The sequence below is a fragment of the Tenacibaculum holothuriorum genome (assembly GCF_002120225.1).
GTDB lineage: Bacteria > Bacteroidota > Bacteroidia > Flavobacteriales > Flavobacteriaceae > Polaribacter > Polaribacter holothuriorum.
Window position 1 is genome coordinate 1 of record NZ_LAPZ01000009.1, and the last position, 21,622, is coordinate 21,622.

17 protein-coding genes are annotated in these 21,622 nt (G+C 29.1%); 5 read left to right on the plus strand and 12 right to left on the minus strand.

Annotated elements, in window-relative coordinates; all coding sequences use genetic code 11:
• Positions 1-78 precede the first annotated feature (78 nt).
• Positions 79-1,128, minus strand: coding sequence for a nucleoid-associated protein (locus tag WH52_RS10530; RefSeq protein ID WP_086030916.1), 1,050 nt, complete (start codon positions 1,126-1,128; stop codon positions 79-81).
• 35 nt (positions 1,129-1,163) lie between these two features.
• Positions 1,164-1,763, minus strand: coding sequence for a ribonuclease HII (locus WH52_RS10535; RefSeq protein ID WP_086030917.1), 600 nt, complete (start codon positions 1,761-1,763; stop codon positions 1,164-1,166).
• 70 nt (positions 1,764-1,833) lie between these two features.
• On the opposite strand from WH52_RS10535, the gene WH52_RS10540 reads away from it, so the two are divergent.
• A complete protein-coding gene (locus WH52_RS10540; RefSeq protein WP_086030918.1) occupies positions 1,834-3,810 on the plus strand; it encodes a putative porin in 1,977 nt (658 codons plus the stop codon).
• 5 nt (positions 3,811-3,815) lie between these two features.
• Here the strand turns inward: WH52_RS10540 and WH52_RS10545 are convergent, their stop codons facing one another.
• Both WH52_RS10545 and nhaC read right to left on the minus strand, forming a co-directional pair.
• On the minus strand, positions 3,816-4,280 hold the full coding sequence (locus WH52_RS10545) for a GNAT family N-acetyltransferase (RefSeq protein WP_086030919.1): 465 nt from the start codon (positions 4,278-4,280) through the stop codon (positions 3,816-3,818).
• A 44-nt stretch (positions 4,281-4,324) separates the two neighbouring features.
• Positions 4,325-5,809 carry a Na+/H+ antiporter NhaC gene (nhaC, locus tag WH52_RS10550; protein WP_086030920.1) on the minus strand — a complete coding sequence of 495 codons (1,485 nt, stop codon included), beginning with the start codon at positions 5,807-5,809 and terminating at the stop codon, positions 4,325-4,327.
• A 127-nt stretch (positions 5,810-5,936) separates the two neighbouring features.
• On the opposite strand from nhaC, the gene WH52_RS10555 reads away from it, so the two are divergent.
• On the plus strand, positions 5,937-6,974 hold the full coding sequence (locus WH52_RS10555) for a metal-dependent hydrolase (RefSeq protein ID WP_086030921.1): 1,038 nt from the start codon (positions 5,937-5,939) through the stop codon (positions 6,972-6,974).
• A 136-nt stretch (positions 6,975-7,110) separates the two neighbouring features.
• Here WH52_RS10555 and WH52_RS10560 read toward each other — a convergent pair whose 3' ends face one another.
• Positions 7,111-8,310: an aminotransferase class I/II-fold pyridoxal phosphate-dependent enzyme gene (locus tag WH52_RS10560; protein ID WP_086030922.1), complete on the minus strand. Its 1,200-nt coding sequence runs from the start codon at positions 8,308-8,310 to the stop codon at positions 7,111-7,113.
• A 165-nt stretch (positions 8,311-8,475) separates the two neighbouring features.
• Between WH52_RS10560 and WH52_RS10565 the strand changes: the two genes are divergently transcribed.
• Positions 8,476-8,934, plus strand: a complete 459-nt coding sequence (locus WH52_RS10565; RefSeq protein WP_086030923.1) for an Lrp/AsnC family transcriptional regulator — start codon at positions 8,476-8,478, stop codon at positions 8,932-8,934.
• A 34-nt stretch (positions 8,935-8,968) separates the two neighbouring features.
• Here the strand turns inward: WH52_RS10565 and WH52_RS10570 are convergent, their stop codons facing one another.
• From WH52_RS10570 to WH52_RS10595, 6 genes are all read right to left on the minus strand, one after another.
• The gene (locus tag WH52_RS10570; RefSeq protein WP_086030924.1) at positions 8,969-10,870 is read right to left on the minus strand and encodes a DUF3857 domain-containing protein; all 1,902 of its coding nucleotides are present in this window, start codon (positions 10,868-10,870) and stop codon (positions 8,969-8,971) included.
• 18 nt (positions 10,871-10,888) lie between these two features.
• The gene (locus tag WH52_RS10575; protein WP_086030925.1) at positions 10,889-12,922 is read right to left on the minus strand and encodes a transglutaminase domain-containing protein; all 2,034 of its coding nucleotides are present in this window, start codon (positions 12,920-12,922) and stop codon (positions 10,889-10,891) included.
• On the minus strand, positions 12,919-14,835 hold the full coding sequence (locus tag WH52_RS10580) for a DUF3857 domain-containing protein (RefSeq protein ID WP_086030926.1): 1,917 nt from the start codon (positions 14,833-14,835) through the stop codon (positions 12,919-12,921). The genes WH52_RS10575 and WH52_RS10580 overlap by 4 nt, the downstream gene beginning before the upstream one ends.
• A 55-nt stretch (positions 14,836-14,890) precedes the next feature.
• Positions 14,891-15,991: a DUF4407 domain-containing protein gene (locus WH52_RS10585; RefSeq protein WP_086030927.1), complete on the minus strand. Its 1,101-nt coding sequence runs from the start codon at positions 15,989-15,991 to the stop codon at positions 14,891-14,893.
• 82 nt (positions 15,992-16,073) lie between these two features.
• On the minus strand, positions 16,074-18,686 hold the full coding sequence (locus WH52_RS10590; protein ID WP_086030928.1) for a M56 family metallopeptidase: 2,613 nt from the start codon (positions 18,684-18,686) through the stop codon (positions 16,074-16,076).
• Positions 18,683-19,054, minus strand: coding sequence for a BlaI/MecI/CopY family transcriptional regulator (locus WH52_RS10595; RefSeq protein WP_086030929.1), 372 nt, complete (start codon positions 19,052-19,054; stop codon positions 18,683-18,685). The genes WH52_RS10590 and WH52_RS10595 overlap by 4 nt, the downstream gene beginning before the upstream one ends.
• Before the next feature lie 107 nt (positions 19,055-19,161).
• Here WH52_RS10595 and WH52_RS10600 point away from each other — a divergent pair, with 107 nt between their 5' ends.
• Together WH52_RS10600 and WH52_RS10605 are read left to right on the plus strand one after the other, a co-directional pair.
• Positions 19,162-19,728: a hypothetical protein gene (locus tag WH52_RS10600; RefSeq protein ID WP_143592142.1), complete on the plus strand. Its 567-nt coding sequence runs from the start codon at positions 19,162-19,164 to the stop codon at positions 19,726-19,728.
• A 1-nt stretch (position 19,729) separates the two neighbouring features.
• Positions 19,730-20,383: a DUF2490 domain-containing protein gene (locus WH52_RS10605; protein WP_086030931.1), complete on the plus strand. Its 654-nt coding sequence runs from the start codon at positions 19,730-19,732 to the stop codon at positions 20,381-20,383.
• Here WH52_RS10605 and WH52_RS10610 read toward each other — a convergent pair.
• On the minus strand, positions 20,373-21,611 hold the full coding sequence (locus WH52_RS10610; protein ID WP_086030932.1) for a hypothetical protein: 1,239 nt from the start codon (positions 21,609-21,611) through the stop codon (positions 20,373-20,375). The two genes, WH52_RS10605 and WH52_RS10610, sit on opposite strands and share 11 nt — an antisense overlap.
• Between the last annotated feature and the right edge of the window lie 11 nt (positions 21,612-21,622).

Consider the following 21,622-nt stretch of genomic DNA (forward strand, 5'->3'; position numbering starts at 1 on the left):
CAGCTGAACTACCAGACCGTTGCGTTAAGCGAGTGCAAATATATAACGGTTTTTCAATTTTACAAAAACTTTTTTCAATTATTTTTCTGCATTAAAGTATACTTTGTAAAATTTCATCTTTTTATCCTCGTCGTAGCCCTTTTCTAAATATTCTGATGGAGCATCCGGGGCATCAACGTCAATCTTTATTTGAATGTTGGTGTCTAGTTTAATCTCTGTTTTAAACTTCGATTTTTCTTTTTTCAAAACCGCATCAGACACCTCAAAGTTATTACGGATTAAGATATCATTTAATTTTTCGAAATGACCTTTATAGTCTTCAAACAAATCTTTACGCTTGTCTTCTGCGAAAATTTCATCTTTAAAATTGTGATAATCTACACTTTCGTGCTCTTTAAAATAATCTACTGTATTTGCTAAAAAACTACTTTGTTCTTGTTTACCAAACTCAGGTTTTATAACTTCTTCAGAAAACTCTTTACATAACTCTAAATAGTTTTGAGTATGTAAGTTTCTGTCGTCGGCATATTTTACGTTTAAGAAATTCTTAATCCAATATTGTGCATCGTAGTTGTTGTTGTCTATAGAAAGAACTACAGGGCCTTCAACATCAGTTGAATTTAATATTAAACATCCTTTGTCTAGTCTTTTGGTAGAAATTCCTTTTTGAACAACAACATCATAACTGTCATCATCTAAATAGGTTTGAAAGAAGTCTACTTTGCTTTCAATTTTAAAGATTCCTACAGCTTCAACTAATACATCTCTAAACTCAATTCCTTCTAAAAAAACAACTAATACGTCTCCTGTTTTTATTTGAGCAGAGTTAGATTGTTCGTATAAATGATTTACTACATTTTTAGAATGCTCGATAAACGAATTTTCATTTTCAAAAATATCTTTAGTGTATTTATTGATTTCGTTTAAATCAATATCAGCATGATGATTAAAACGATAACTTTGCGTAACACCACCAAATGGTTTTAGTAAAAAAGGAAGTAAAAGTTCGTAGCTTTCTTCATCGAAACGTACTAAACTTTCTGAAAAAGCATTTTGTCCGCTATTGTATTTGTTCGCAACCTTATGAATGATACATTTGGTAATTTCTGCTCTAGTTCTTTTAATCATTTTTGTTGAATTAATGAACGCAAAAATAGACAATTCTATAATTTTAGTTTTAGTTGCTCTGGCAATAATTTGAATGATTTTCTGTGATAAGGCGTAGCGCCATGTGTACGAATAGCTTCTCGATGTTCTTTAGTAGGGTAACCTTTATTTTTTTTCCAGTTATATGCTGGATATTCTTGATGAATTTTTTCCATATATTCATCTCTATATGTTTTTGCAAGGACAGATGCTGCAGCTATACTCATATATTTAGCGTCTCCTTTAACTATGGTTTGATGAGGGACATCTTTATAAGGTTTGAATTTATTACCATCAATAATAATAAACTCAGGCTGTGGTTCTAAATCGGCTATAGAGCGATGCATCCCAGTAATTGAAGCTTGTAATACATTTAGTTCATCTACTTCACTTTGATCTAAAAAAGCTATAGCGTAACTTAAAGCGTTTTTTTCTATAAACGGACGAAGTTCTCTGCGTTTTTTTTCTGTTAACTGTTTAGAATCATTTAAGAATTCATGTTCAAAATCTTCTGGTAAAATTACAGCAGCAGCAACTACTGGTCCCGATAAACAACCTCTACCAGCTTCATCGGTTCCTGCTTCTAAAACTTTTCCACTATAATTTAATTTCAACATGCTACAAATTAACAGTTTTCAAAGAAATTATTGATACTTTTTTTCGTTTTATTATTTTACTTTTGCTGTTATGGTTAGGAAATGTTTAGCTTTTATTGTTTGGTTATTTTTAGTTTATCACTCTCATGGACAAATAAGAACCGTAGATGGAAGTATAGGGAAGATCCCTAGGACTACTTCAGGATTAGATTCTCTAAATGTTGAAGAAGAGATAAGGGTTAAACTTAATGGTAAAACTAAGTGGACAGATTATAAAATAATTTCACATAAGTTAGATACTACGTATATTGATACTACGCTTACTATTCAAAAAGAATACAAATTTAACTTTTTAAGAAAAGATAATTTTGAATTGTTAGCTTTTCATAACCAAGGACAAGCTTTTAATAGATTAGGGTATGATTTTAACGAAACATCATTATTTCCAGATATAGGTTTTAGTGGAAAGCAGTTTGGTTTTATTGATATTAATAAAGTAAAATACTACGAAGTTCCTACACCAACTACAGAGATAATGTATAGAACGGGAATAGAGCAAGGGCAGGTTTTAGATGCTTTATTTACTGTGAATTTTTCTAAAAGATTCAACGTAGGAATTGCTTATAAAGGTTTGAGGTCTATAGGTGCTTACCGAAATTCATTGTCTAGTACAGGTAATTTTAGATTGAGTTATCATTATGAAACTCTTAAAGGACAATATGCAATTAAAGGACATTTTGTAAACCAAGATTTTAGTAATCAAGAAAGTGGTGGATTAACAACTACTTCTTTAGAAGCTTTTTTAAATGATGATCCTAACTTTAGTAATAACAGAGGGCAGTTAGATGTTAATTTAGAAAACGCTGAAAGTCTCTTAGAAGGAAAAAGAATTTATTTTGAGCAAACTTTTAAGCTTTTATCGTCTAAAGATAGTTTAAATCAAAAAGATTTTTCTAACCTTAAAATAGGTCATAATTTTACAAGAGAATCTAAATTTTTTAGATTTATTCAGCCTACTTTAAATACAGATTTTTTTGGTGGAGCAAACACAGCTTCTAATATAAATACCAAAACAAGATATTTGTTGTATAACAATCAATTATTTTTAGATTTTAATTCAAAATACATTTTAGGTCGATTTAGAGCCTTAATAGGAGCAGTAAATTATAATTATGGATATGACACTAGAGTTAATCCAAGTGTTTCTGCACAAAATCCGGTAGTGAATAATGAATTAAAGGGAGACGCTGCGTATTTTGGAGCTAGGTGGAATGCTAAAATCAACAAGTTTCAATTAAATGCAAAAGCAACCATTATTCCAGGAAGTGGTAGGTTAGCAGGAAATAATTTTCATGGAGAAGCTTTATACAAAAAAGACAGTTTGTTTACTGTAAAAGCGTATGCTAATATAAGTTCTAAAGCACCAAATTTTAACTATTCATTATATCAAAGTAATTATTACAACTACAATTGGCAAACAAGTTTTGAAAATACTGAAATTAGAAGTTTAGGTGGAGAATTTTTATCTAAATGGGGGAATGCAAGCTTATCGATAACCAATATTGGAGAGTATGTTTATTTTGATGAAAATAATGCTCCAAGGCAAGCTTCAACTGCAATTAATTACTTGAAATTAAAAATAGGAAGAGAATTTAAATTCGGAAAATTTGCTCTAGATAATACATTAATGTATCAAAATGTGAGTAGTGGAAGTTCTATTTTTAGAGTGCCCGAATTTGTTACTAGAAACACACTTTATTATACCGATTATTGGTTTAAAGGAAATCCGTTAATGGTACAGATTGGAGCTACGTTTAAGTACTTTAGTAAATATAAAGCAAATGCTTATAATCCGTTATTAGGAGAATTTACCTTGCAAAATACTACAGATATAGGATATCCAATGTTAGATGTTTTCTTTAACGGACAAGTAAGAAGAACACGAATATATTTTAAGATAGAAAATTTAAGTTCAACTTTCTTAAAAAAGGATTATTTATCAGCACCAACGTATCCATATAGAGATATGTCGTTTCGTTTTGGTGTAGTTTGGAATTGGTTTATATAATGCTACTAGTTAGGTTGACTAAACTCAATTTTCATAATAGGTAAAAATCGATCTTTCATTGAGCTTTCTTTTTTGTTAATAACAGCAAAGCCTTGACTTTTATAAAAATCCTCAGCATTCGGGTCTGCTAACAAAGTCATGGATTTGTTTCCTAATTTTTTAGCTTCAGTAAAAGCATGGTGTAAAAGTTGTTTGCCAATACCTTTTCCAATGAAATTTGGGTGAAGAAATAGAAATTCTAACTCAATATTTTTATTTTCAATTTTATGGGTATTCAGAATATAAAAGCCTGCAATAATTTCGGATTCAACAAACTTAAAAACTTCCATTTCTCTAATCATTTTAGAAGTAACAGTTAAATCTTCTTCCCAACTTTCTATTAAATCGTTTGAGTATCCCCAATAGGCTTTCGATTCTAAGGCTATTTGAGTAAGTTTGGTTGTGTCTTTAATAGTTGCTTTTGTAATCATAATTGAAATAAAAAAAACCTCGTTAAAAACGAGGCTCTTGAAAATTATTTTGTTGTTAATTGCTTGATTTTAATTCTAAAAGCAGCAAATAATAATGTCATAAACGGACTTAACCAGTTAAAAATAGCATAGAAAGCGTAATCTACAACAGGAACTCCTAAAACTCCTGAATGATAAGCTCCGCACGTATTCCAAGGAATTAATACAGATGTTACTGTACCAGAATCTTCTAATGTTCTACTTAAGTTTTCAGGTGCTAAACCTTTATCTTTATAAGCTTTAGCATACATTTTTCCAGGAACAACTAATGCTAAATATTGATCTGAAGCAGTGAAATTTAATCCAATACAGGTAGCAACAGTACTTGCGAAAAGACCAAAAACAGAATCGAATAGGTTTAGTAAGAAACTACTAATTTTCGCTAAAGCACCAATAGCATCCATAACTCCACCAAAAATCATAGCACAAAGAATTAACCATATTGTACCTAGCATTTTTGCCATTCCGCCCGCGGTAAATAAATCTTTTAAAACTTCATTTTCGGTAGCTACAGAAGTTTTTACTGTAATAGCTGTCATTATTCCTTTATAGGCTGAATTGAAGTCTAATTTGTCAACACCAGCTATTTGAGCTACAACTTGAGGTTGGAAAATTAAAGCAAAAATTCCACCTAAAATTGTTCCTGCTAAAAGGGCGATTAAAGGAGGTGTTTTCTTCATAATAAGGATAACAACAATAATAGGAACCAAGAATAAAAGTGGTGATATATTAAAGGCTTTATTAATGTCGGTAATCATTTGTTGTGTGTCTGCATTACCGGTAGCATTTTGAGTAAAACCAAGAATTATAAATACGATAAGAGTTACAATTATTGTAGGTACAGTAGTATAAGCCATATACCTTATGTGTGTAAATAAATCAGTTCCTGCCATTGCAGGAGCTAAATTTGTAGTGTCTGACATTGGGGACATTTTATCTCCAAAATATGCTCCTGATAAAACAGCACCTGCTGTCATTCCTAGTGATATTCCTAAAGCTTCTCCAATACCAATTAAAGCGATACCAACTGTTGCTGCTGTTGTCCATGAGCTTCCGGTAGCAATAGAAATTACAGCACAAATAATTAAACAAGCAGCTAAAAATATTGTAGGGTTTAAAATTTGTAAACCATAATAAATCATAGAGGGAATTATTCCGCTAATAAGCCAGGTACCTGCTAATGCCCCAACCATTAATAAAATTAAAATTGCACCAGCTGTAGATTTAATATTCTCAGCAACTTCTTCAATCATTACTTTATAAGAAACCTTATTTTTAAAACCTACAATTGCAGCAACTGCTCCTCCTAAAATTAAAACAAACTGATTGCTACCACTCAATGCATCATCACCAAAGATGTAAACATTGTAAGCTAACATTACTATTAAGGCTATAACAGGAATTAAAGCTTCCCAGATATTAAGCTCTTTATTTTGTATTATTTTTTGATCTTCTATTTGAATTTCAGATAAGTTTTTATCGTCTTGCATTGTGTAGTTGTTTTCGAACTGTAATGTTACAATTTTAGCGATTCTTATGCAAATTTCATTTAGTTTGTCTGCTTGATATTCTGCTTAATTTATTTAAGTTAGCATAATTTTTTGAAGACTCTAAATTATGGATTCATTAACTCAAATTGTTTTAGGAGCCGCTTGTGGCGAAGTAGCTTTAGGAAAGAAAATAGGTAATAAAGCAATGCTTTTTGGAGCCATTGGCGGTACGATACCCGATTTAGATGTGATTCTTGGTAATTTGTTTTATAGTAATTCTATAGATCAATTGGCATTTCATAGAGGTTTTATGCACTCTATTGTTTTTTCAATTTTCGGATCAGTTGCCATAGCTTATTTAGTCTTTAAATTGTACGATTCAGGAAAACGAAAAGGGACAACAACATTAAAAGATTGGATTTGGTTATTCTTTTTATCCATATTTACGCATCCTACCTTAGATAGTTTTACTCCTTATGGAACGCAACTTTTTTTGCCATTTTCCGATTATCGAGTTGCGTTTAATAATATTTCAGTAGCTGACCCTCTTTATACGTTACCTTTTTTATTATGTGTAATTGTAGCAATGTTTTTTAATAGAAAGAATAAAAAACGTGCTTTTTGGAATTGGACAGGAATTACGATTAGCTCAGTTTATATGTTACTTACTATAGGGAATAAATTCTATGTTGATTCTGTGTTTAAAGAATCGTTTGAAAAATCGGGAATTGAATTTTCAAGATTTAGTGCGCAACCAACTATTTTAAATAATGTTTTGTGGTATGGAATTGCAGAAACTAAAGACGATTATAAGGTTGGGTTTTACTCAATTTTCGACAAAGAGAATAAGATTAAAGATTTTATTTCCTTGCCTAAGAATCATGAATTATTAAACATGAATGAAGGTGATTTAAAAACCTTGTCGTGGTTTAGTAATGGATATTATAATTTAATGAAATTAGATTCTGCAGGAACCTATCGATATAATGATTTGAGATATCCGCTGTTTAATGCGAAAGATAAAAACTCTTCAGTATTTAGTTTTGAGTTAGAAAAGAAAGGTGATCGATGGGAAGCGGATCAATACATAGATCCTTCGATGCAAAATGAAAAAAAGATGTCAGAATCTTTCAGTGAATTGATAGAAAGAATGAAAGGAATATAAAAAAGTCTAAAAAGTGTCATGCTTTGTCATTCCGTACTTGATACGGAATCTCATCATACTTAATTTTATATAATTATGAGAATCTGAAACAAGTTCAGATTGACGGTATTCCACTTTTTAGACAATTTTTAATGTTCTATAAAACACCAACTTCTTTCATACATTCTTTCATCATTTTGTAGGTACGTTCTATATCGTTATCTAAACCAATAGAAAAACGAATTAAACCATCAGTTAATCCCATTTCCGCTTGTTCGTCTTCTGGTATTTCAGAAGAAGTCGAAGTTCCAGGAGCAGAAAATAAGGTTTTATAAAAACCTAAACTAACTGCTAAATAGCCTAAGTTACGCTCCTGCATTAGCTCCATTAAAGTGTTTGCTTTTTCTAAAGAACCTGCATCTATAGTTAGCATACCTCCAAAACCGTATTCATTATTCATCATAGATTTGAATATTTCATGTGAAGGGTGTGATTTTAATCCAGGATACACGGTTTTTAATCCGTCAGCTTCAAATTTTTCTGCTAAATAAGCCGTATTTTTACTGTGTTGTTTTATGCGAATATGTAGAGTTCTCATGTTTTTCAAAATAGATGAAGAACGTAAAGAATCCATAGAAGACCCTAATAACATACTTGCTCCATCTATTACACTTTTTTGAGAATTGATAAAATCGGTACTTGCACAAACAACTCCACCCATAGTATCTGATGAACCATTTATGAATTTTGTTAAACTATGAATAACAACATCTGCTCCTAGTTGAGCTGGAGAAATTGAAAGTGGAGAGAAGGTATTGTCAACAACCAATTTCAAATTGTATTTTTTTGCCAAAGCTGATAATCCTTTGATGTCAGCAACTTCTAATAAAGGATTACTCACAGTTTCACAGTAAATCATTTTGGTGCTTTCTGTAATGTTAGCTTCAACAACATCTAATTTAGTAATATCTACAAAAGAAGTTTCAATTCCCATTCTTGGAGTGAAATTCTTTAAGAAAGCATAAGTACCTCCATAAATGGTTCTACTTGATACAATATGATCTCCAGTTCCACAAATTTGTAGAATAGTTGGAGTGATAGCTCCCATCCCAGATCCAGCTACATTGGCATTTTCTGTTCCTTCCATAGCAGCTAAAGCCTCCGCTAAGTATAGGTTTGAAGGCGAGGTGTGACGAGAGTATAAGTAGCATCCATCTGTGTTACCTTCAAAAGTATCGAACATTGTTTTGGCTTGTAAGAAAGTATAGGTCGATGAATCAGAAATTGAAGGGTTAACTCCTCCGAATTCACCAAAGTATTGTAAGTCTTGAATATTGTTAGCTGGTTTAAATTCCATAATAGTTTTTATTAGTTGTTTTTAAGTCTACTAAAATGAAATAAATAAGAAAAAAAATCAATCATTTTTATATAATATAGTTAGAATGTCTAAATTTGATTCGTTTCTTAGATTCAAATTAATTTTGAGTCTAAGAAATAGTTTTATAACAGAAAATTTTTCAGAATGAAGTTAGATGCAAAGGATAAAAAACTGATTAATCTTTTACAAGAGAACAGTAAACAGACTACAAAACAGTTGTCATTACAGTTGAATTTGTCGGTTACTGCTGTATATGAGCGAATTAAAAAGCTTGAAAAAGAGGGGGTAATTAAACGTTATGTGGCTTTAATTAATAAAAATAAGATTGAGAAATCTTTTTTAGTTTTTTGTCATATAAAATTAGAAAAGCATACGAAAGAATATATTTCTGTTTTTGAAAGAGAAATTAATAAGTTAGAAGAAGTGACTGAGTGTTTTCATGTAAGTGGAGAGTATGATTATATTCTAAAAATTTATGTAAAAGATATGGATGAATATCGTGAGTTTATGGTGAATAAACTTACCGTGCTCAAGCATATTGGTAGCACTCATAGTACGTTTACTATTGGTGAAGTGAAAAATTCTAATACGATAGTTTTATAAAAAATGCTCAACTATGGTTGAGCATTTTTTGGAGTTATTTTTCTAATTCTATATAAACGTTTTGTGAATGTATAATTTGATTGTAAAACTCTTTTAAATTGAGATATTCACTAGGAGAAAATACAGCTTTATTAACTTTGTATTGATATATGAAAGTTACAATGTTATTATTCTTCTGAGCTGTGTATAAATATAAGGCGGTTTTATTTTTTAAAGAAAAAACTCTTTTAGACGGTATCGATTTGATTTTATATTTTTTAGGTATTTCAATAGAAAACATAAACCTGATGTTTTGATTAAACCCAAAATCAACAGGATATTGCCTTTGTTTAAGTTTAAAAGGGTTTGCTTCTAGTTTTTCAAAAATATGAGGATAGATTTTAATGCTATTTTCATCTTCAATTTCTAAATCAAAATCAAATTTTTCATATAATAACTCAGTTGCATTATTCTCATTTTTAATTTTAAAATTGTATATATCTAAAAAAGGATGTTTGTCTTCAATACCTTCTATGTAGTTTTTTAAAGTGATGTTTTTGATTTTTTCTCTTTTAGAAAAAGCATAATAACCAGAGTTTTTTATCGATACTTTTCCTTTTAGTATCTCATTATCAAATTTTGCAAATATTTTTATGTTTTTGCTAGAGGGAATTTGAGGAATTTTTTTCCATGAACTCCCTAAAATAAAATCAAACTCTCTTATCTCTCCATTTAAACATTTAAAGGGTACCATTCCAAATGAAACATTTTTATTACTAGCGTCTAAAGTGTGCCTATTGTTTTTTATTTGAACATTAACCAAAAAATAGTTAAATCCATTTAAAGTAGCATGAAGTTTTGTTATTTTACCGTTGTCTCTTGTAGATGCTAAAACTAATTTAGCGTTTATATTAGCAGCTCTAAGGGCGTAGTATAAAGATAAATTAATAAGGCTTTGTGTGCCGTTTCGTTCTTTATACGCTTTAGCTGTATTATAATCAAAGGTTTGATTTGATAAGGAAAAATGTTTTTGAATAAAATAAAAGACTTTTTGAGCTCTAATTAAAGAGTTAGATTCTTTTAAGATATTTTCAGGCAGTTTTCTCTTATAAAAATTTGATTTATTTAAATGAAAACCAATATTTTTTTTAAATCTTTTATCTAAAGTTCTCCAATCTCGATTTTTTGTTCCTTTTAAATAAATATAATCATATTCTTTTTCAAAAGTTAAATGAGATAAGTAGTTGTATTTATTTGAAGTATACTTTTCTGTTACAAATGGAGGGATATCTTCCATCTTATACTCTATGGTTATGCATTTTAGTTTTCCAATACAGTTTTTTAAAACCTTTGTTTCATTAAAAGAAGGGGATAAGTACCCAATAAGACGAATGTTTAACTTTATATGATTTGGAAGTCTAGCAAAAAATGAACTTTTTAATTTGGGGATTGAGCTTTGAAAATACCAGTTGTAAACTCCGTATGAATAAGATGTGGTTTTAAAATAATATTCTATAACAGAACCATTTCTTATGTTGGGCAAAGCAAAACTCTTTAATTTAAAATATTTATTTTGCTTAATTTCATAAACATCATCATCTTTTAAAACTGTTTTAATAATCTTTTTTTTATCAGATAGATTATAAACTACAGCTTTTATTTCTAGTTTTTTATTTGATCCAAAATAAGGGATTTCAAGTTCTACATCATCTATGATGGATTTGTCAAAAATTTTAATTTTAGTGTAATATTCTTTGGTGAAGCTACCATTAGTATTTGCCTTAACGTAGCCAAATTCATCTAGAATTAGGGCTTTAGTTGTGGAATCTTTTGAATAGTGAGTTAGTTTTAAATCTTCGATTTTTGTTTTTCCTAGACTAAAATCGAAAGAATTTTGAGAAAAACTGTACGTAGTGAAAAATAGCAATAATAAGAATTTTGTTATTTTCATTTGCATTAGATTATTATTTTGAAATTATTTAATAATTAACTTACGAAGAACAATCTTTTCTGTTTGTTTTTCTACTAATTGTTTGTAGAATTCTTTAAGTTCTGAATAATAGTTTGGAGGTATTATGTTTGTGTTCAGTTGGGTTATTACTAATAATTTAATTTTATTGTTTTGAATACTGGTTTTATATTTAAAAACGCCCATGTTTTCTGGTAAACCAATAGCTAAATCTTTAGGAGAAGTTTGAACAGAATAACCTTCAGGAATAGTTATAGATATAGAAAATTTCTCTTGCCAAGGTATTCCGAAATCTATTGGGAAATTTCTTGTTTCAGATTTAAAAGGGTTTTCTTTAGTGGCTAAAAAGAATAAAGGAGAGATGTACAATTTATCATTTAATTCCTCAACTAAATCTTCACTTGAAAACTTAATATTTTGAATTAATGATTTAGATAAGTTTGTTTTATTTAGAACTTTAAACTCATCAATTTCAATACTATTTTTTTCTTCTATAGATGAAATAATGTCTTCTTCTTTTTTAATGTTGTTTTTTTTACGATAAGATTTTGCGAAATGATTAGTAAGTGTTTTTCTGTATAAACCAGAAACCTCTCCAGTATCTTCAATTTTTATATGAAGTAAGTTGTTTTCCTTAGAATAGTGAGACGGTGTTAGTTTTACTTCATTGGAAGAACCATTTTTATGTATTTCTCTACCATACCAGTTTAAAACTCTATTTGGAAGAACGTTTGGAATTGAATATTGATCTGTAGCGTCTAATAAAATTGATTTTCCTGTTGAAAAGTTAACTTTGGTAATAACATAATTATAACCTTCTCTAGTTGGGTATAATGGAATTCCGTTGTTTTTTGTACTTACTAAAACCGGGTTAGCTTTTAATCCCGAAGACCTCAACATAGACGTTAGTGCTAAGTTTATTTCTGCAGCGTTACCTATACCTTCTTTATAAGCTTTTTTTACACCTTTTTCGGTATATTTTCCGTAATAATCATTCCACTTTATCTTTGCCTTTACAAATTGAAAGATTAAAGCTGCCTTTTCAAAATCATTATTGGCAATAGTTAAAATTTTACTTAAATCGTCTTTGTAATAACTTGTTTTTTCTAATTCTGCTCCAAAATTAGATGATTTATATATTGTCTTACAAACATCACTCCAAGTTGTTGAATAATTTTTAAATATTGAATTTGGAAATTGAGTTCCAGAAAGCTCGAACTCAATAGTTGCTCTGTAATTATCTAAATTCCCTGTATAAGGTTCTTTGTCTTTTAAAGAAGGGATATTTGAGCCTGTATACGTTAAAACGTTTAAACTAAACTTTTTTACATGGTTAGACACATTGCTAGTAAGAACAGAACCCATAGATGTTCTTTGTGAGTTTCTAACTCTTGAGTTCCAGTTTATACTACCTTGTTTTTTTGCTTTTGTTAATGGAATGTTGTAATAACCTCTCGGTTTAGAGCTAAAAATAAAATATTCAGGTATTTCAGCGACATAATTAACCTGCTTAACTGGAATTTCGTGTTGAAAATTCATTGTTCTAATTTCCCAAAAAGGTGTAGAATGCTTATAAGTAATATCTATAATTGATTTTTCCGTTACTTTAGGAAAAGTTATTTTCTTTTGACATTTGAATTTGCTGATTCTTTCTTCAAAAATATTTTTACTTGTAAGTTTAGATCTTTTAATTTTATCATTTTCTAGATTAAAAGTATAAGATTTTATTGAGTAAACTTTTTCTTTTTCGCCAGACTCAGGTTTATAATATGTTATATTTTTTAGAGCATGTTTTAAACCTTCTTTAGAGTAGATTTTAATTCTGTCGTGATATTCGGTAACAACTTCAAAACCATTATTTATATCGTATCTAAAGAAAGTCCTCCTTTTTTTTAGAAGATAAACAGCATCTGCAGTAGAATCTAATGGATAAAATTTCTCCTCTAATTCTTCTTTTGATACTTTTCCAAATTTAATTTCTTGTGCATAAAAGAATGCCGAAGTAAATAACAGTAATGTTAATATTAGTAGCTTTTTCATAGTTGATTTTTAGTTAGTTCTATTCTTAAATTATCGTATTTGGTTACAGTTTTTATAAATTTTCTATATGCCTTGTATTTTTCTTTAGGAAATATTCCATCTTTTAAAGCATAAATTCTTTCATATACTAATTTGTTGTCGGTATCTTTTTTGAATTTTAAGTGATAAGTTCCAAATTCATTTTCAATTTTCTTCTCAGAAGGTAAATGTTCTAACCCATATCCTTTAGGTAGTTTGAAAGAAAGGGTATCATTATCAATAAAGCCAGTTGTTATTTTAAAATCATTTTTCCTTTTTCTATATCTTTTTGGAATATAATTATTCTGATTAAATAAATTTACTTTAAAAATATAACTGCTATCTCTTACTGATGCATATTTTTTAATAGTTATACTTAAATCTTCGGTTAGTTTTACTTGCTTTTTATCATTACTTATTTTAGAAGAAACAATTTCTAAGTTGTTAATGTAATCCCATGTGTTAGATTTATAATATTTTTCTTTTTCTTCTTCAGAAAAATCATCTAAATAATACTTGTCATCATATTGTAATCCTTTAGAGGTTCTTATAACAGTCGCTTTTACATTCCCGCTTTCTTCTAAAGTTATATCGGCTTTTATACTTTGAGAATTATCATTCCTATAATACTTAGGAGTTCTTTTAATAATTCCGCCTTCAGGAGTGATAACCAAGACATTTCTATCGTCTGTAAAATCACCCAAAAAGCCAAATGGAACTTTTTGACTTGTGCATTCTAGCCAAATATCTTTTTGTTGGTTAGGAATGTTTAGAATAACATGATTTCCTTGAATAGATGTAAATTCTTTATCAATATTTCTTTTACTACCTGCATAAACAACTGTATAGAACGAAGTAACACCAATGGCATCTAATAAAGCTTTGGTGTAGTTGGTTAATCCTTTACAATCTCCATAACCAACTTCGTCTACTTTATAAGCAGTTTCTGGCATCCAGCCACCTATATCAATTTGTACACTGATATATCTTGTTTTATTTTGAACAAAATCATAAACAATTTTCGCTTTTTCAATCGGATCTTCTATGTTTTTAACTAATTCTTTTACTTTAGAGACAGTTGCTGGAGGTAAAGAGTTTCTGCCAAAAATAAAGTTGTCATACATCCACTTTCCAAAATCTTTCCAGTTAGAGGCATTTCCCTTTACTCCCTTTAGAGCAAAGTTATTTAAAGAGATGTGTATACTAGGGAATAGTTCATTACTATTAATAGAATACCTCTCGTATTTAATTGCTTTTTGATTTTCAATAGAGTACTGTAATGTGTTATCTGTAGAAGAATCTTTTACAGAAAATTTTGTTAAGTTTTTTTCTCTTTTGCGAAAAGGTATAGCTGTTGGATTATGAACTGTATATTTACTTTTTTCTATGGATAAATTATATCCTTCAACAGGAAAAAAAGGAGGGATAAAAGCTGTGGAAGAATTTTTATATTCAGATTCAAATACAACAGTATAAGGATACGATTTTGGTGTGTATTCTAAATATTTTACTCTAGAGTCTGAGTATAATGAAACATCATCTATGGCGCTTACATCATTAAAATCACCCTTAGAATATTTTTTAATTCTATTACCATAAGAATTGTAAATAACTGCTTTTAATTTAGATATTTTAGTGTCTTCGTTGTAATGTTTATAAGCATCGACAAACTTTTTGCCTAGTTTATTAAATACTGTTACAATTCTTTTTTCGCTAACGATTAACTCGGTTTGAGATTTTATAGCAATATTAATCTCATAATTTCTGATAACAGCATTACTGTTTTCTTTGAGTTCTAGAGGAATTAAACTTGTGTTTAGATTTTTTTCTTGCGAGACAGAAAAACCCGATAACATTATTAGTAATAATGCTATGAAGTTTTTTAAACTTTTCATAAACAATTAATTTTTGCAACGCAATTTATGAAAAGCCTATTAAAATATAAAACAGTTATAAAATTTTCTGCTGATTTTTATAAAAAGAATCTGCTTGAAGTTTTAGTAAATTGCGAGCCATTTTTTGCTTGTAATTATAAATTTCTTCTTCAGTTTTTAAATCAGAATATATTTTGTCATTCAAATCAATGTCAGTTTGTAGAATAGCTTCTCTTTGGTGAACTTGTTGTTGGATCCAAGTTTTAACTAACGACTCTTGATTTTCTAATTTATAATCGTATTCACTTTTAGAACTAATAAGTTTAGCAAAAATAGGTGCCGTTTCAATGGCTAAAAACAATAAGAAAATAAAGAATGATGGCAACCATGGTAATTTATTGAGTGTATTTACACGTGCCATTAATCCGTCAAAGTTAGAGATAATTGGTTGGGTTTTTGTCTCGGCTACTTTTTGTTGTTCAGTAAGTTTTACTATAGAAGCTTCTTTGTCTTTTATTTTTTCAGCATTAGCAGCCTTTAACTCACTCAATTCTTTGAGAGCAGCATCGTGTTTTTCTCTTTTTTCTTTGTATACAGGTCCTTTGCCCAAAAGTTTTGTGCCTTTCCTTCCTTCCGCTTCAGCTATATAAGTTTCATATAAAGCATTTACATCGTTTTCTTTATCTGTGATTTCTTCTTTTAAAGTTGTGATTTCAGAATTTAATTGTTGAATCTCAGGAGTAAATTGTTGAGCAATTTGAGTTTTGTTATTCAACGTCATTTGGTTTTTCTCTTCTAATAAAACTTGATTAATCTCCTTTTCAAAAATCTTTAACTCCAAAGGTTTAGAAATTACTACAGCAATAATCATTGCTAAAAGTAAACGTGGAATTACTTGAAGAATTTCTTGACGTTTAGAGTCTCTTTTTTTGATAGTAGAAACAATAAACCTATCGAGATTAAAAATTAATAATCCCCACAATAAACCAAAAAATATGGATGAATAGATATTGTCGAAAACAGTATATAAAGCATAGCTACAAGCTATGATGGCCATTAAGGCAGTAAAAAATACAGTAGCACCAATGCCAGCATATTTATTTTGCTCTCCGTTAGAACAATCTTTGATTAAATCTTGATCAACACCAGAGCATAGGAGAAAAAATTGTTTGATCATCTTATAAGCTTATACTATAAGAACGATAGCTTTTAAAAAATGTTACAAAAAAGCCTCACTAAGTGAGGCTTTTAACAATTTTTTATTTTTTTGATACAATATAGATAGAACCGTTTCCATTCTTGTCTTTTACAACATTTAACTTTTCGATGTCATTTGGGTCTAACTTCTTGATTTTTTCTTTTTCAATTAATTTTCCATTTAAATAGTAAGTAGGATTTGTACCACTACTTTTTTTAGATAGTGCTATGATTTCATCGTTAGTTAAGTCATTAAACTTATCTATAGATACAGATTTTTGATTAACTTTTTTCTTAGGATTTAATACTTTTCCATTTTTATCTACTAAATATCCCCAACGATTAAAATATTGAGTTTTTCCATTCTTTTTTACATAAAACAATGTTTGCTTATTTATGTAATACCAACCTCTTTCTTCACCATTTTTAGAGTACGTGGTTTTTTTATTTTTGACTTTAATATGTTTTTTAGAAGTTGAAGGAACAGTATCTTTTTTAATCTCTTCTTTAATTTCTTTTAACTCAATTTTTTCAACTACTTCTTCAGGAGTCTCTTGTACTTCTTCAATAACTTCAATTGTTCCTGGAGCAGACATTATTTGAGTTTCTTGTATTTCCTCAGCCTCTTCAATGTCTGATACTTTCTTGGGTGGAGGAGGAATATTAGACTTTTCTCCTTTTCTTACATAATCTCTTGTGCTAAACTTAATAACTTTTGGATCTCTTTTAATGTTGGTTAAAATATCTAATCTCCTTTTGTTTTTTACTAACCGAAGAGCTTTTTTACGACTTACTTTTTTACCATTAAAGTAAAATTGAGCAGTAGGATATTCATGTATTAATTCTTTAGCATTTTTAGGAAAAGGAGGTGGAGGAATATTTGTAATATCTCCCTTTTTTATTTCTGGAAAATTAGACTTTGGTGGTGGCGGAGGAGTAGTTCCTGATGTTTTAAACTCACTTATAATTTTATTATCCTTATATACTTTAGTTATGTTTTGATCTGGTATAACTTTATCTGAAGCAGTTTGCTCAGGATTTATAACCTTTCCTTCTTTGGTTACAGTTTGTCCATATTTATTATAAAAAGTGAATTTCTTTCCTTTTTGCACATAGTAAAGTTTTTGTCCATTGTTTTCATAGAACCCCGTTTTAGGAGGAGGTGGAGGTAATTTGTCTAAATTACTTTTTGCAGGTGGAGGAGGTGGAGGTAACTGTTTTTTTATTTTTAGAATATGCTTTTTTGTATTTAAATTGTACTGATATTCTTGGGGAAAGCGTTTGCTTCTCGCATTGTTATGAACAAAACTTCCTGAATAATTGTAGAAATCTGTGTTTTTGTAATTATTTAAAATTTCATTCTTAGCAACTTTCCCGTCAATCCAAATTGCATATTTCTTTGAGTTTTTTAATTCTTGAAATAATTTAGCACTTAATGTTTTCTCTCTTAAAACTATTGGTGCAGGCGGAGGAGGTATTAATTTTTTTTCTTCTTCAGTTAAGTCAGTAAACTTTTTAGTAATTGTTTTACCGTCTTTGGTCGTATAGGTAAACGTTCCTTTTTTACGATTTACAATTCTTTTTAATGTTGGAATAGAGTCGTTGTTGTTTTCACTAATGCTTAATTTTAAAGCATCAACATTTTTTAGTTTTTTATTGATGTCTTCTAACAATCTTGAAGACATTGTAGAACTCTTAATTTCAGTATGGCTGTTTGACTTGTCTTTGAAAAAATCAGTATCAATTTTTTGATTCTCCGTTTCAAAATCATTTTTAGTTACTTCAGCATCTATAAAATCATTACTATTTACTTTTTTGTAGGTTTCGGCACGTTCTGCAAAAACAAATACACTTCCTATAAGTAGCGGAATTACCGCCAACTTTTTTAGCCAATTATTGACTTTCGATGTTTTAGTAGTCATCATAACTAATCGTTTTTTTGTTAATGAATAATTCAAATTACTGGCCAAGTAATAATCGTTGTTCCAAGCAGCTTTATTCAGTAATAAATATTGATACTCAGAAATATTTTTAAAAGAATTTATAACCTTTTCATCAGCAATAAATTCGTGATTCAATTGAATTGATTTTTTTAAGAAATAGAATATTGGGTTAAACCAAAAGATAATTTTTAATGCTTCGATTAATAACACGTCAACTGTATGTCTTTGAGTAACATGTGTTAATTCATGTGTAAATAATTCGTCTTCTATTTTTTGAGAATTGTACTCGTGTTTATTGATGAAAATATAATTCCAGAATGTATGCGGACTTATGACATCATCTACCAAAACTAATACAGCTTTGTCTAGTTTTATTTTAATGTTTCCTGTTACTTTTTTATAGATTTTATATAAATTAAAGCCGAAACGAATAAGCAGAATAGTAGAAATAGCTATTGAAATAATTAAGGCAATGTCCCAATAATTTAGAGCTGTTTCAACAGGAGTTGAAGTATCTACGATGAAATTTTGATTAATTACAATTGGAGTTTCAATTATTTCTACAGGAACTTCTATGTATATAATATAAAGCGGAGCAACAAAAGAAAAAAGAATACTTCCTAATAAATAGAAACGATTAAATTGGTGCATCTTTTCTCTCTCCAAAACCAAATGATAAAATACTAGTAATAGAGCTAAACAACTTGCCGATTTTAATAAATACGTTATCATTTTTTTTGTTGTTCTATTTGATTATCAATTAATTTTTTTAAGTCTTCTAATTCGGTAAGTGTTAAATCTGTTTCAGAAGTAAAAAATGAAGCAAATTGACTCGCTGAATTATTAAAAAAGTTTTTTATCAATCCGTTTACATGTTTAGAAAAATAATCTGATTTTTTAACTAGCGGAAAATATTCTCTCGATTTTCCATACAATTTATAATCTACAAAACCTTTGTCTTTCATTCTTTTAAGCAATGTTGCTACTGTTGTAGTAGCTGGCTTTGGTTCAGGAAATTCTGCTAATAAATCTTTCATAAAAGCTTTTTCTAATTTCCATAACAATTGCATTACTTGTTCCTCGGTTTTTGATAATTGCATCTCTACATGTTTAGAATTTGCTCTACAAATGTAGAAATAAATTTTAATTCTACAAATGTAGAGGTGTTAAAAAATGATAATTTCTTATTTTTGAATAAAATTTTTAAATGATGAGAATCTTTGTCTTATTAGTGTTTTCGGTAGCTTTATCGGCTTTTTCACAGCAAAAATTCGAAAGAGAATATCGAATAAAAATTGAAGAAGTTCCCGCTGAAGCTAAGGCTTTTATAAATAAATGCAAATTTGATAAGAAGGTAAAATGGTACGCAGAAGAAAGTCAAGATGGAAAAACAATCGAAGCAAAATCATGTAAAAACAAGTATAAATATAGTGTTGAATTTTCTTCTGACGGAAAAATTATTGATATTGAAAAAACAGTAAAGTGGAAAGAAATTCAAAAAGAAACTAAAAGAAATATTAAGCAAACATTATCTCAAAAATTTAAAAAATTCAAGATTAAGAAAGCTCAGATTCAATGGAAGACGGATGAAGATACTTATTTAAAATTGATGAATAGAGCCTCAAAAACTACGATAAAAGAGTTGTTCGAATTAATTGTGAAAGGTAAAAAAGAGAGTTCTTATAATTTGTACGAAATCTTATTCGATACGAAAGGAAACATTGTTAAAGAGTTGAAGTTTGCTCCTCAAAACACCGATAATTTAGAATTTTAATATGAAACAAATTAGTATTCTTCTTTTGTTTGTTTCGCTGGTGTCTCACGCTCAATCTAATTTTACAGGAGGTTTTTTGCCGAAAATTAATCTTTCAACAAAGCTTTCTGCTAAAACAAAATGGGTAAATAGTATTGAAGCTCGAGAGGTTATTTATAAAGACAACTTTCAATTCACTCATAATTTAGTAGATGTTTCTACGATTTTTTCTGTAAAAACCGATTTAAATCAATCTATTAATCTAGGTTATATAATTCGTTTTAAGGAAGGTGAAACAATTCATAGGTTTTTACAACATTTTAATGTAGTACAGCAGCTAAACGGAATAAAGTTAGCGCATCGATTAGGAATGGAACAGTTTTATCAATCTAAAGTTAGTCCGCAATACAGAACTCGTTATAGAGCTACTCTACAAAAGCCATTAAGCGGTGAAAAAGTAGATGATAACGAATGGTATTTTAAATTGTCTAATGAATATTTATATCAGTTTAATCAAGAAGATTTTGAAGTAAGACTTTCTCCTTATTTAGGTTATCAATTGAGTAAAAAGGAAAAAGTAGAGCTTGGTTTAGATTATCGTTTAGGAAAACTATTAGATACCCCAAAGAAAAACTCTCTATGGTTTCGTGCTACTTGGTATATTGTTATCGATTAAGCGGTCTTTCATTTATCCAATTAAAACCTCTAGATTTTAGTAAAAAATCATCAACATTTTTAGGCTTTAACTGAATTTTAATTGAATCTTTCTTTATAATTCCTGTAATGATAAGTTTATTGTTAACCTTTTTAAAGTTTAAAGTATCGGCAGTTTTCTCGTATCTTTTACTAAAGGCAATAACGTTTTTAAGAGTGTCTACTCTAAATTTATAAAAGTTTTGTTTGTCGTCCATTGTCTTTATACTAGCAACTCTTGGATGATCGATAGCAATGTAACGCCAACGTTTTTCCTCATTTAAGTTTGCAGGAACTTCAACCGTGTTCTTCTCAAATTTTTCAACTTCCCAAATACCATATAATGGAGGTTTGGCATTCACATAAAACTTTTTATACCTAGGATAATTGGTGAAAACGAACAATCCAGATATCAAGAGGAAGAGAACAACCTTTACGATTAAAATTATTTTACGATCACCTTTTTTTAATTGTGGATAAATGATGTATTCTCCAATATTATTGTTTTGAACTAGTACTCCAAAAACACGTTTAAAATCTGCCATGAGTAATAGAACTCCCATAAGCATTAAATGAAACGAAAATATTTTTACAGGAATATCGAAGCATAAGTTCATCATAAAAACATTAAGCATTACCACAATTACTGCTATTGCTCCTAAGGTTTGTGTTCTACGAGGGATTAATAATATACCAGCAATAACTTCAGCTAAACCAGCAAAAATGCTGTAGGTTTTAGAAAAGCCCATAAAAGTCCATGCTAATCCCATTGGTGATTTTTCTCCGAGTGTTTTAATCAAATTTGCGTTTGATAATTCTGGCATTTGTAAATGAAACACTTTTACAAATCCGTAGGTGAACATAAAAAAGATTAGGATAAAACGGACTCCAACTAAAAAGCCGTATTGTAGTTGATTGTATGACTTTCTTTTTCGATCTATTAAAGACCAAATAATTGCACCAATTATCGAAAGGAAGAAAAATAAAAAGAGTAGTAAATAAGCATACGTGGTATCTCCGCTTCCTCTTCCGTTTGATGAAAATTCATAATTAATATCAAATATATAAGTTCCTAACCATTGAATAATTGGATTCCATATACTAGCAGTAAATAATGAAAGTATGTATAGCGTGAAGTATAAAAATAAAAATCTGAAACTCACTTTTTCAAATGAATTCCAGATTTCTTTTTTTTCTCTAGTTAAAATCATAGTCGGTTAGT